This is a genomic window from Streptomyces sp. FH025, from assembly GCF_017427025.1.
GTDB lineage: Bacteria > Actinomycetota > Actinomycetes > Streptomycetales > Streptomycetaceae > Kitasatospora.
Map to the genome: position 1 here is coordinate 1 of NZ_JAFLNG010000205.1, position 11,319 is coordinate 11,319.

The window sequence follows — 11,319 nt, forward strand, 5'->3', positions numbered from 1 at the left end:
GGCGTCGGGGGCTTCCGATGCTTCCGGGCCTTCCGACGCTTCCTGGGCGTCCGGGTCTTCCGGGTCTTCCGGGTCTTCCGGAGCTTCGGCTGAGAGCGCGTCGAGCGCCGTTCCGGCGGAGGACAGCGTCTACGGCGCCCCGTCCGCCCCGTCGGCGCCGGCCGCGGGCGGCCTCCAGCCGGTCTCGCTGGACCTGCCGGGCGTCACCGGGCCCGAGGGCCACTCGGCCGTGATCCCGCCGCCGACGGTGCAGAGCTCGGGCCCGTGGACCATGACGATGCTCGACTTCTCCGACACGCCGCAGCCCGCGCCGAAGCCGATCCCCGAGCAGCGCGCGGCGGAGGAGGCCGCGCCCCCGGCCGCTCCTCCCGCGACGGGCTCGAAGCGGCAGCGGAAGGCGCGCGCCAAGGCCGCGCCCGCCGCCGGCCAGGGCAAGGGCTCGGGCAAGGGTGCCCGCAAGCCGTCCCCGCTGATCCTGCTTTCCTGCGGCCTGCTGGTCGGCGGCGCCGTGACCGGCTTCTTCCCGGCCATGCTGGCGGGCTGGGGCCTCGGTTACCTGTCCCGTCAACTCTCCGACCTGATGCGCAAGTTCGTGATCCTCGGGATTCCACTGGCCACGATGAGCGCGAGCACCCTGTTCGCGATGCAGCGCGCCAAGGAGGCCGGTGGCGCCGCCGGAGTGCAGTCCGGCTCCCCGCTGGGCCAGTTCAGCTGGTCGATGGCCCCGGGCGTGCTGCGGACGTCCGCGGTGATCTCGGCGGTCGTCCTGCTGCTGCTCGCCATGCGCCGCCGCCCGCCGCAGCAGGGGTAGCGTTCAACTTCCTTGCCGTGCCGCCATGGTGAGGATCCCCTTGGTGACGGCCGCCGGGTCGTCGGTGGGCAGGGCGTGGCCGGCGTCGGGGACGAGCTCGACGAGTGCGGCGGGGGCGAGGCGGCGCAGGCGTTCGGCGACGGTGCGGGAGTCGTGCAGGGTGCTGCGCTCGCCGAGGAGGAAGAGGGCGGGGGCGCTGAGGCGGCGCAGTTCGTCGTCGGTGAGGGTGGTGGCCAGGGGCAGGCGGCGGCGGAAGCCCGTCGAGGCGCGCATCAGGGCCATCAACTCGGTGTCCAGGATGGCGCTGTTGCCGATCGCCCGCGCCAGCCGGGGGCGGAGTGCACGCGGGGCCAGGGCGGCGAGGCCGCCGAGGATGAGCCACGTGTAGAAGCGCCGGCCCACGTCGGCGAGGCCGGCCGGGTCGACCAGGGTGAGGCCGGAGGCCCGTCCGGGGTGGCGGATCTGGTGGTGGAGGGCGATCCAGCCGCCGTAGGAGCAGCCGACGAGGTGGGCGGCCGGGACGTCGAGGGCGGTGAGGAGTTCCTCCAGCCAGTCGGCGGCGTCGTGCCCGTCCTCGATCGGGGCGGTCTGCACACTGGCGCCGGGTTCGCCGACGGTGTCCACGGCGATGACGGGGTGCCGTCGGGAGAGTTCGTCGAGGTAGCCGTGCCACATCAGGGCGTTGCCGCCGGAGCCGGGGAGCAGCACGATCGGCAGTCCGGTGTGGGGGCCGGCGCCGGGGCCGGTGCGGTAGACGCGGGTGGTGCCGTAGCCGGTGGGGACGTCGATCGATGTCCGCTGCCCGGGCAGGAGTTGGGTCAGCGCGCGCTCGTAGGCGGCGCGGTAGCGGTCCTCGGCCTTGCCGTTCCTGAACTCGCTGATTCGCATGGTACATGTGTATCACATGCATGATACGGGTGTACCAAGAGTGGGAGGACGAACCATGGAGGCCACGTCATGACCGGAAACGCCGGGAAGGCCGGACAGTCCGGAAAGGTCGACCACGAGGAGCGCCGGCGGCAGATCGCCGAGGCCCTGCTGCGCATCGCCGACACCGAGGGCCTGCAATCGGCCAGCATGCGGGCGGTCGCGACCGAGGCGGGCGTCTCGCTGCGCCTGGTGCAGTACTACTTCACGACCAAGGAGGGCCTGCTGCTGGACGCCTTCGCCCGGCTCGGCGCCCAGCTCCAGGCCCGGATGGAACGGTGGATCGGCGAGGCGCGCGCCCCCCGCGAGGTGGTCACCGCGATCCTGTCCTGCATCCTGCCGACCGACGCCGAGAGCCGCCGGATCACCCGCACGTACACCGCGTACTACACGCTGGTGCTCACCGACGCCGAGGCGATCGGGAAGCACGGGGTGCGGCAGCCGGACCTCCTGGAGGGCTTCGTGGTACGGCAGCTGCGTGCGGCGCAGGAGGCCGGGGAGATCGCGCCGGAGCGGGACGTCGAGATGGCGGCGGCCGGGCTGCTGGCCATGGTCAACGGCCTGGGCCAGAGCGTGCTGGGCGGCCAGCGGGACGGTGAGGCGGCGCTGGCGATCCTCGACCACCACCTGAACGAGCTGTTCCGGCCGTCCGCCGACGGCTGAGTACGGGGGTTAACACCCGTACGGGACGGGTGCTTTCCCCGTTCTCCCGGGTGGCGTACCGAACCAGACTCGGGGCATGCCCACACAGCCCGTGACGACGATCGAGACCCCCGCCCCGCAGTGCCGGGGCGGCGGCAGCGACTTCGCCCAGTTGAGCCGCCGGATCGCCGCCGAGGGCCTGCTCGACCGGCGCCCCGGCTACTACACCGTCCGCGCGGGCCTGGTGCTCGCCGCGTTCCTCGGCGGCTGGTACGCCCTGTTCGCGCTGGGCGACACCTGGTGGCAGCTCGGCCTGGCGGCCGCGATGTCCGTCGTCTTCGCCCAACTCGGCCTTCTCTCGCACGACCTGGCGCACCGCCAGGTCTTCGACCGGCGGCTGCCGAGCGAGATCGGCGGCCGGATCGCCGCCAACCTGCTGATGGGCATGAGCTACGGCTGGTGGATGAACAAGCACACCCGCCACCACGCCAACCCCAACCACGAGGAGCGGGACCCGGACGTCGCCCCCGACCTCGTCGTGTGGTCCCAGCGGCAGGCCCGCCAGGCGAGCGGCCTGGCCCGGTTCATCGGCCGCCGGCAGGCCTACCTGTTCTTCCCGCTGCTCCTGCTGGAGGGCCTCAACCTCAGCTTCAACAGCTTCCGGGCCCTGCGCAGCCCCACGATGAAGCGCCCGCTGCTGGAGGGCGCCCTGCTGGTCGCGCACTTCGCCGGGTACTTCGGCCTCGTCTTCGCCGCGCTCCCGGCGGGCAAGGCGGTCGCCTTCCTCGCCGTGCACCAGGCGCTGCTCGGCGTCTACCTGGGCTGCGTCTTCGCCCCGAACCACAAGGGCATGCTGATGGTGACGCCGGACATGAAGCTCGACTTCCTGCGCCGCCAGGTGCTCACCTCGCGCAACGTCCGCGGCGGCCCGCTCATCGACTCGGTGATGGGCGGCCTCAACTACCAGGTGGAGCACCACCTCTTCCCCAACCTGCCGACCCCCGCACTCGGCCGGGCCGCCCGGATCACCCGGGAGTTCTGCGCGGAGAAGGGCATCCCGTACTACGAGACGGGCCTGCTCCGCTCCTACCGCGAGATCCTCGGCCACCTCCACCGCACGGGCGAGCCGATCCGCTCGGGCTCCGGCGACTGAGGGTGCCCGCCCCGCACAGGAAGTCGGCCCGACCGACTTCCTGCTCCGCGGGCCGGCTAGGGGATGTCGGCGATGGTGACGGTGGTGGTGCGGTCGTCGGCCTCGGTGAGGAGGGTGCCGCCGGGGGCCCAGATCGCGGAGCGGCCGCAGCCGGTCCAGGGGCCGGCCGGGCCGACGTGGTTGGCGAGGACGACGTGCAGGTTCGCGTCCTTGGCGATGGCGGGGTAGACCGTCGCCCGTTCGTGGATGCCGTTGCCGGTTCCGTAGAGGGAGCTGGCCAGGTGGACCTGGCAGCCGTCGGCGGCGCCGCGGGCGGTGAGCTCCGGGAAGTGGTTGTCGTAGCAGGTGGCCAACGCGAAGCGGAGGCCGCCGAGTTCGAGGCGGCCGTCGCGGTCGCCGGGGGTGAAGACGCCCTGCTCGTTCTCGTAGAGGTGCTGCTTCCGGTAGGTGGTGAGCAGTCGGCCGTCGCGGGCGTGGACCAGGGTGCCGATGGCGGGGAGGGGCCCGTCGGTGGTGACGGCGCAGTTGAGGACGGTGGCGATTCCGACGGCGCGCAGGGCGTCGAGCCGGGGGTCGTCGGGGCGGACCCAGAGGGCGGGGTCGGCGGCCAGGGCGTCGAGTTCATAGCCGGTGAGGGCCAGTTCGGGGAAGACGACCAGATCGGCGCCCTGTGAGCGGGCCTGTTCGGCGAGGGCGGTGAGTCGGCGGACGTTGGCCGGTATGTCGCCGAGTACGCAGGCCAGTTGGGCCGCAGCGATCTTCATGGGGCTCAGCATGGCACGGCGTGGGGGAGGAGAGCGCCGGGATCAGGAATCGCGAGACCGCGCCGAAAGGATGGAGGCTCATCCAGAGCCCTGTCCGTCAAGGGGAAAGCGCCCCCTCGGTAAAGGGAATTGGGTCGTGTCCGAATGTGCGGATTTCGGGCGATGGCAGTCCGACGGGCGGCCGGGCAAGGGAAAGAAAATACCCCCGCCCTGAATTGCCGGGGCGGTTCGCCCGCAGATGCCCGATGCATCCCGACTCCGATGTGATGTGCATCACAGTGCGCACCTTGCGGGTGCAGATCGCCGGGTGCGTGTTTTGCTGGTGTGAGCAAGGCAAGCGCAAAGGCACATTCACCTACTGGCAAAATCGGAAGGGGATATGTCAGTCGTGAAGATCCTTGGTCGGTCTTTCGCTCTCGTCGCCATGGGTACGGCCATGGCTGCCGGAGCTTTCGCCCCGTCGGCAAGTGCGGCGGTCGCCGAGTCGCCGTCGGTCAGTTCGGCAACCTCCCAGCCGCCCGCGTTTTTGGGGCACCCGAAGGAATGGGGGATGGTCACCCTCCTGATCCAGGGCGACACGGTGACCCAGATCGCGCAGGCCGGCTCGGCGCCGCAGGCCGTTCCGGTGCAGCAAGCCGGCTCGGCGAACCTGAGCAACGTCGTCAACGTTGGTGGCGGGACGTGGAGTTACGGTACTGTGGCCGACGGTAGCGGTCTCAAGGGCTGCTACTCCAACTACCTCCACAACTCGAAGGGGCACGGGGCGACAGCGATCCTGGCCAACTCCAACGACAAGGTGCACGCGAGTGCCGGTAACTGGGCGAACGCCTACGCCGTCGCCGGCTGGGCGTACACGTGCAACACGTACTGGTCCGTTGACTGACGGATTCTAGGATTCGTCGCCGGTCCCGGTCCCGGTCACTCCGCGGATTTCCGGCGAAGTGACCGGGATCTCGACTTTTCCGTGCTTAACCTCGGCGGCCCCTCGCGTGACGCACCTGCTGAACCAGTCGGTCCACTCGGCCACGGACCCGCGGCGACAGCCATCGTAGAAGTGCCCGGTGATCGAAAGGACTTTTTGGACATCGTGCTCTCTTCGCGATCCCGTGCCGTGGCGACTGTGGCCGCTTTGGCGGCAGGTGCGGTACTCGGAATTCTCGGCCCCCTTCTTTCGGCGGCCGGCGGCTCGGCGGGTCAGGCAGCGGGTCTCGTCCTGTCCGCCGGATGGGCCTGGGCCGCGTTGGCTTTCGGTGTCGGTTCAGCGCGAAAATCCAGGGTGGAGTCCGTCGTTCTGGCCTTTGCGTCCCTGGTCGTGGCCGTGATCGCCTACTACCTGACGAAACTGTGCCAGGGAGAGTTTCGGAAGGTGGACCTGAGCGACCCCACCGGGGGAACGACGCAGATCGACTGGTTCGGCTTCTCGTCGAAGGCGCTGGTGTGGTGCATCTTCGCCCTCCTGCTCGGCTCGCTTCTCGGACTGGTCGGGAACCTGGCACGGAACCACGGGCTTCGCGGCCTGCCCTTCCGGGCGGTGGTTCCACTGGTGGCCATCGTCGACACGTCGCAGCGCCTCGATGTCGATGCTCCGCTGCAAGGGGCGGTTGCCACGGCGACATGGACTGTCATCCGAGTCCTCGCGGCGGCTGCCATCCTCGCTCTCATCGGGCACACCGTGCTCACTCGCCGATCGCGGCCTTCCGCCAAGTGACGGGTGTTGACCTCGATCGTTCGTGACGGTTCGTCGGTTCATCCGGCGGGCCGTTTCAGTTTTCAGGCTGGAGATCCGAACCTCCGTGTACTCCCCTGGGGTCGCTCGCCGATACATCGTCAGGAGGACGGTCCCGGAGCGCGGTCCTTCTCGGTGGCGACGGCCGCTCGCCCGGTCGCGTGGTGTGCTGGAGCGAACCGGCAAGCCCCGCTTGAGGAGAAGTCTCGTGAACTCACCAGCCCCGTACCGGTTCCGCTCCATCCGTCGCGGAGCGGTGGCCATCGCCGTAGCCGTGGCGGCGGGAACTCTCGCCCCGCCTGCCGTCGCCGCGTCCGGAACCGGAGCCGGAACCGGAACCGGAACCGCGAAGACGGATGTCGTCCAGCAGCGGCTGAACGCCCTGGTCGCCGATGACGCTCTGCCCGGAGCACTGGCGGCCGTCCGTGGCCGGGACGGCCACACCCGCAACTACACCGCCGGCGTTGGGGACTTGGCGACAAGCGCGAAGGTGCCCGTCGACGGGCAGATCAGGATCGGCAGCAACACCAAGAGCTTCGTCGCGGTCGTCGTCCTCCAGCTCGTCGCGGAGGGGAAGGTGGACCTGGACGCCTCCGTCGACACCTACCTGCCGGGCCTCGTCCACGGTGACGGCATCGACGGGCGGAACATCACCGTCCGCCAGATCCTCCAGCACACCAGCGGGCTGCCGGACTACACGGAGTTCCTTGAGATCTCCAGCCCCGCCCAGTACGTCGAGCCGCGCGAGCTGCTCGACGCCGCCCTCGCGCACAAGCCCGACTTCGCCCCCGGCACGGGATGGAAGTACAGCAACACGGGCTACGTGGTGGCCGGCCTGATCGTCCAGAAGGTCACCGGACGGCCCGTGGGGGAGGAGATCACCAAGCGCGTCATCGACCGGATCGGCCTGCGCCACACCTACTTCCCGGCGCAGGGAGACATGACCATCCGCGAGCGCCACCCGCACGGCTACCTGACGGAGAAGCCCGGCGACCCGCCGCAGGACGTCACGGAGATGGACCCGTCCTGGGCCTGGGCGGCAGGGGCGATGGTGTCCACCAACACCGACCTGAACCGCTTCTTCTCGGCCCTCATCGGCGGCGAGCTGCTGCCCCCGGCGCAGCTCGCCCAGATGCGGACCACCGTCCCCGCCGGGCATGCGGGCCCCGGCGCCCGCTACGGCCTGGGCATAGAGAGCCACCCACTCCCCTGCGGCGGCCTGTCCTGGGGCCACGGCGGAAGCGTCCCCGGCTACGTCACCCGCGGCGGCGTGACGGAGGACGGCCGCGCCGTGAACATCGCGGTGACCATGCTCCCCTCCCTGGAGGTCAAGCAGCACGTGGCGGACGCCGCTGACGCGGCCCTCTGCCGCTGACTCCTTGATGTTGGTGGGGAGGCACGCGGAGTGGGAAGTCGGCGGGGTCGACTTCCTGCTCCGGCCCGGCTGGACGAGGGGTGGATCCCCGGATGGGCTGCTACTGCGCGAGCAGCGCGGCGATGCGCTCGGCGGTCTTCTCTCCGGAGCGCTGCTTGATCAGGCCTTCCTTGGCGGCTGCTCGTAGCAGGACGGCGGTGGACTGCGGATCCGTCCTCGTGAGGGTCGCGGTGACCAGGACGGGATTCGAGGGGATGACTCCGCGGCCGCCGGCCATCACACGGATCGTGTGCCGGCTTTCGGAGGGCTTCGGGAGTGGCTGCCGATCGACCTGGTGGCCCACGGTGACGAGTACGCGGTACATGTGCAGCACGGCGTCCTCGAACGCCAACGGCAGGCTCAGATCGATCTCGTGGACGTTCTTCTTCAGGAGCTTGGCCGTGAACGCCGCGCCGCTTCCGCCGATGGCGCGGAGGGCCTCGACCAGGAGCTCGTCCTCGTCCTGCACCAGTTGTCTCCCGACCAGTCGATTCGATCGCCCTTGCGGCCGCACTGTAGGGGAAGACCGGTGATCTTCTGAAGGGGGTGGCCCGGCGTGGCTCCCGGGCCCTCGACTCGAAGGTGTCTCCGGGGGAGCCGGACGAGCACGGTGCTGGTCTGATCGCAATTTCTGCTGGATATTGCACTCGGATGGATCAACGTGGCGTTCGTCGGATGAGCTGTCTTACCTCGAACGGGTGATGGTGATCTCGTCGTCCGAAGCGTGATTGCCCGCGCTCGGCGAACGGAGATCTCCACGCGGATTCGAGGGGTATCCGATGAAACTGAAATCCTTTGCCACCACGGCAGTGGTCGTCTGCGGCCTGCTCATGATGGGTCCGGCATCGGCCACGTTAGCGCAGGGGCGCGGGGTCACGGCGCCCGTCGTCCACGCGGACGCGGACGGAGCCACCTGCCCTTCGTCCAACGCCCCACCCGGCACGGGATCGCAGATCAGTGCCGCCGATGAGGCGGCCCTCGTCAGCGGACACAACAGCGCGCGCCAACAGGCCATCCTGAAGTACAACCCCGGCCTCACCATGGTTCCAGTGACGTGGGACGCCAAGCTCGCCTGTGATGCGCAGGCCTGGGCCGACGACCCTGCCTCCAGTGCAGGTGGTGGGCTCCACCACAGCGATCGCAGCGTCAACGGCAACGAGGGCGAGAACCTCCTCAACTCCACCGGGCCGGTGCGTCCGATGATCGCGCTGGATCCCTCGGTGAATTACAGCTGGATATCCGAGCAGTCCAAGTTCGATGCCGACAAAAATGCTGCGGTCAACGGCAGCGCGGCCCCCGGTACCAATTTCCACGCCTGGGGTCACTACTCGCAGATGGTGTGGATGTCCCCGGCATCGGCCACCACTGCGATCGGTTGCGGCATAAAACAGGATGTGCCCGTGGACGGCGGGACAGGGTGGATCCTGGTGTGCCGGTACCGTGCCGCAGGCAACATCGACGGGCAGCAGGCCATCCCACCCGGTACAGGCGGCGGTCCGGTTGTGCCGCCGAAGCAGCCGAAGCCACCGTTCCCGGCGGGGGTCGGGGTCGCGATGGCGAACCAGGCCGACAACCTGCTCACTGCTCTCGCGGTGGACAAGGATGGTTACTTGAATGTGGCCTGGGTTGTGGGGACGCAGCCGTGGCACGATCCGGTTAGGTTCGGTCCACCCGCTTTCCAGCCGGGTGCTCCGGTGGCGATGGCGAAGCAGGCGGACAACCTGCTGACTGCTCTCGCGGTGGACAAGGATGGTTACTTGAATGTGGCCTGGGTTGTGGGGACGCAGCCGTGGCACGATCCGGTTAGGTTCGGTCCACCGGTCTTCCAGCCCGGTGCCCCGGTTTCCGTGGCGATGGCGAAGCAGGAATCCAACCTGCTCACTGCTCTCGCGGTGGACAAGGATGGTTACTTGAATGTGGCCTGGGTCGTGGGAACGCAGCCGTGGCACGATCCGGTTAGGTTCGGTCCACCCGCTTTCCAGCCGGGTGCTCCGGTGGCGATGGCGAACCAGGCGGACAACCTGCTGACCGCTCTCGCGGTCGACAAGGACGGCTACTTGAATGTGGCCTGGGTCGTGGGGACGCAGCCCTGGCACGATCCGGTTAGGTTCGGCCCACCGGTCTTCCAGCCCGGTGCCCCGGTTTCCGTGGCGATGGCGAAGCAGGAATCCAACCTGCTGACCGCTCTCGCGGTGGACAAGGACGGTTACTTGAATGTGGCCTGGGTCGTGGGAACGCAGCCGTGGCACGATCCGGTTAGGTTCGGTCCACCCGCCTTCCAGTCCGGTGCTCCGGTGGCGATGGCGAACCAGGCGGACAACCTGCTGACCGCTCTCGCGGTCGACAAGGACGGCTACTTGAATGTGGCCTGGGTCGTGGGGACGCAGCCCTGGCACGATCCGGTTAGGTTCGGCCCATCCGTCTTCCAGCCCGGTGCCCGGGTATCCGTGGCGATGGCGAAGCAGGAATCCAACCTGCTCACTGCTCTCGCGGTGGACAAGGGCGGCTACTTGAATGTGGCCTGGGTTGTCGGAACGCAGCCCTGGCACGATCCGGTCCGGTTCGGCCCACCCAACTTCCCGGCATCGCAGTAGAAGTGGGGTCGGTTAGCCGGGCCACGGCAACGTGGCCCGGCTACCCGGCTGTCAGGCGTGGTGGTCGAATTCGCCGGCCTTGATGCCGTGGAGAAGGGCGGCGAGGGCAGTGGGGGTGGTGCGGAGGATGGTGTGTCCTTCGTCGGACTCACGGAGTTCGACCAGACTGTCGGCCTTACGGACCTCCACACAGTCATTACCGGAACCGCTGAAGGATGACTTCTGCCACTCGGTGTAGGTCATGTTCGGCCTTTCATAGGCTCTGTGCGATCTTGCGGATCAGGCTACGAGATTTGCTCTCGCTCAACGCCATCGATTCAGTGCGGGCGAAGATGGACCGATAGCTGGTGAGTTCGTTGACGGCATCCATGTAGACGGGACCGCGAGAGGACTCGATCTCCACGGTGTCGAGTTCCGGCACCTTGCCGAATGCATAGGTGAGGTTCTCGACAGCCCCGGGGAAGGTGTCGATGTCGAACGGTACGACTCGGATGGTCATCCATGGGTGCTCGGAGTCTTCGAGCAAGGATACGAGCTGTTCCCGGAGGATCTCGGTGCCCCCGAAGCGGGTCCACAGCACGGATTCGTAGATGAAGAAGGTCATCGGCTTCTGATCGCGGCGCAGATCAGTCTTGCGATGCATTCTGAACGCGGTCCGGGCCTCCAACTCGTGTCGAGGGAGCGGAGGGACCAGGCGTCCGAACGTCGACGATGCGTAACTGATCGTCTGGCAGGGGCCGGGCATGTGGGTGAGGACCCACAGCATGAGGCTGTCAGCGCTCTTCTCAAGCTCGGCGACTTCGAGGAAGCCCTCCGGGAGGGTGCCCCGGTACTCAGTCCACCAGCCCTTGGAACGGTCCTGGACCATCGCCTCAAGGGCGTCGATCAAGGGCTCGTTCATGCACTTGCAGGCCGCGGCGAAGGACCGGAGCCGCTCGGGGCTCACGCCGACCTTGGCCGCCTCTATCTGGCTGACCTGAGTCCGGTCGATGCCGAGGGCTCTGCTCAGGGTGGCGATCGACAGTCCGGCGGCCTCGCGCATCTTCCGGAGCTCGGTGCCGATGCGGCGTTGACGGAGTGTCGGGTTGAGTCGCGGCGGCATTGGTTCCTTCCTTGCCGATGTGGCCCAAGTCTGCCGCGTTGCCGTGCGCTGGGTCCACTTGGGGGTGAACCTACCTGGAACCGGGATCATATGTGATGTCGCTGGGGTATGGTCGATCTCACAGCGATCCGACGGATCGTCAGTAATGCCTGCTGGTAGGCACCGCAGAGCAGTTGCGCCCTCATG

12 protein-coding genes are annotated in these 11,319 nt (G+C 68.6%); 7 read left to right on the plus strand and 5 right to left on the minus strand.

Annotated features, from left to right (window positions below; translation table 11 throughout):
* Positions 1–229 precede the first annotated feature (229 nt).
* Positions 230–811: a hypothetical protein gene (locus J0670_RS16680; protein WP_207812376.1), complete on the plus strand. Its 582-nt coding sequence runs from the start codon at positions 230–232 to the stop codon at positions 809–811.
* A gap of 3 nt (positions 812–814) precedes the next feature.
* On the opposite strand, the gene J0670_RS16685 is transcribed toward J0670_RS16680, so the two are convergent.
* Positions 815–1,699, minus strand: a complete 885-nt coding sequence (locus tag J0670_RS16685) for an alpha/beta fold hydrolase (RefSeq protein WP_207812377.1) — start codon at positions 1,697–1,699, stop codon at positions 815–817.
* 69 nt (positions 1,700–1,768) lie between these two features.
* Between J0670_RS16685 and J0670_RS16690 the strand changes: the two genes are divergently transcribed.
* Together J0670_RS16690 and J0670_RS16695 are read left to right on the plus strand one after the other, a co-directional pair.
* A complete protein-coding gene (locus J0670_RS16690; RefSeq protein WP_207812378.1) occupies positions 1,769–2,401 on the plus strand; it encodes a TetR/AcrR family transcriptional regulator in 633 nt (210 codons plus the stop codon).
* A gap of 76 nt (positions 2,402–2,477) precedes the next feature.
* The gene (locus tag J0670_RS16695) at positions 2,478–3,533 is read left to right on the plus strand and encodes an acyl-CoA desaturase (RefSeq protein ID WP_207812379.1); all 1,056 of its coding nucleotides are present in this window, start codon (positions 2,478–2,480) and stop codon (positions 3,531–3,533) included.
* Between the two features lie 56 nt (positions 3,534–3,589).
* On the opposite strand, the gene J0670_RS16700 is transcribed toward J0670_RS16695, so the two are convergent.
* Complete coding sequence (locus tag J0670_RS16700; protein WP_207812380.1) at positions 3,590–4,297, minus strand: carbon-nitrogen hydrolase family protein; 708 nt, start codon at positions 4,295–4,297, stop codon at positions 3,590–3,592.
* Between the two features lie 550 nt (positions 4,298–4,847).
* Here J0670_RS16700 and J0670_RS16705 point away from each other — a divergent pair.
* From J0670_RS16705 to J0670_RS16715, 3 genes are all read left to right on the plus strand, one after another.
* Positions 4,848–5,180, plus strand: a complete 333-nt coding sequence (locus tag J0670_RS16705) for a lactococcin 972 family bacteriocin (protein WP_207812381.1) — start codon at positions 4,848–4,850, stop codon at positions 5,178–5,180.
* Between the two features lie 204 nt (positions 5,181–5,384).
* The gene (locus J0670_RS16710; RefSeq protein WP_374223115.1) at positions 5,385–6,005 is read left to right on the plus strand and encodes a hypothetical protein; all 621 of its coding nucleotides are present in this window, start codon (positions 5,385–5,387) and stop codon (positions 6,003–6,005) included.
* A 226-nt stretch (positions 6,006–6,231) separates the two neighbouring features.
* A complete protein-coding gene (locus J0670_RS16715) occupies positions 6,232–7,398 on the plus strand; it encodes a serine hydrolase (protein ID WP_207812383.1) in 1,167 nt (388 codons plus the stop codon).
* Between the two features lie 100 nt (positions 7,399–7,498).
* Here the strand turns inward: J0670_RS16715 and J0670_RS16720 are convergent, their stop codons facing one another.
* Positions 7,499–7,906: a hypothetical protein gene (locus J0670_RS16720; RefSeq protein WP_307806549.1), complete on the minus strand. Its 408-nt coding sequence runs from the start codon at positions 7,904–7,906 to the stop codon at positions 7,499–7,501.
* Positions 7,907–8,216: 310 nt separating this feature from the next.
* On the opposite strand from J0670_RS16720, the gene J0670_RS16725 reads away from it, so the two are divergent.
* Positions 8,217–10,031, plus strand: coding sequence for a CAP domain-containing protein (locus J0670_RS16725; RefSeq protein WP_207812384.1), 1,815 nt, complete (start codon positions 8,217–8,219; stop codon positions 10,029–10,031).
* Between the two features lie 51 nt (positions 10,032–10,082).
* On the opposite strand, the gene J0670_RS16730 is transcribed toward J0670_RS16725, so the two are convergent.
* Both J0670_RS16730 and J0670_RS16735 read right to left on the minus strand, forming a co-directional pair.
* Positions 10,083–10,274: a DUF397 domain-containing protein gene (locus tag J0670_RS16730; RefSeq protein ID WP_207812385.1), complete on the minus strand. Its 192-nt coding sequence runs from the start codon at positions 10,272–10,274 to the stop codon at positions 10,083–10,085.
* Positions 10,275–10,284: 10 nt separating this feature from the next.
* Positions 10,285–11,133: a helix-turn-helix transcriptional regulator gene (locus tag J0670_RS16735; RefSeq protein WP_207812386.1), complete on the minus strand. Its 849-nt coding sequence runs from the start codon at positions 11,131–11,133 to the stop codon at positions 10,285–10,287.
* Positions 11,134–11,319 lie beyond the last annotated feature (186 nt).

Excerpts from the sequence above, each read along its gene's own strand:
- J0670_RS16695 (WP_207812379.1), top strand. The coding sequence starts at position 2,478 with ATGCCCACACAGCCCGTGACGACGATCGAGACCCCCGCCCCGCAGTGC.
- J0670_RS16735 (WP_207812386.1), bottom strand. The coding sequence starts at position 11,133 with ATGCCGCCGCGACTCAACCCGACACTCCGTCAACGCCGCATCGGCACC.
- J0670_RS16685 (WP_207812377.1), bottom strand. The coding sequence starts at position 1,699 with ATGCGAATCAGCGAGTTCAGGAACGGCAAGGCCGAGGACCGCTACCGC.
- J0670_RS16730 (WP_207812385.1), bottom strand. The coding sequence starts at position 10,274 with ATGACCTACACCGAGTGGCAGAAGTCATCCTTCAGCGGTTCCGGTAAT.
- J0670_RS16705 (WP_207812381.1), top strand. The coding sequence starts at position 4,848 with ATGGTCACCCTCCTGATCCAGGGCGACACGGTGACCCAGATCGCGCAG.
- J0670_RS16690 (WP_207812378.1), top strand. The coding sequence starts at position 1,769 with ATGACCGGAAACGCCGGGAAGGCCGGACAGTCCGGAAAGGTCGACCAC.
- J0670_RS16700 (WP_207812380.1), bottom strand. The coding sequence starts at position 4,297 with ATGAAGATCGCTGCGGCCCAACTGGCCTGCGTACTCGGCGACATACCG.
- J0670_RS16725 (WP_207812384.1), top strand. The coding sequence starts at position 8,217 with ATGAAACTGAAATCCTTTGCCACCACGGCAGTGGTCGTCTGCGGCCTG.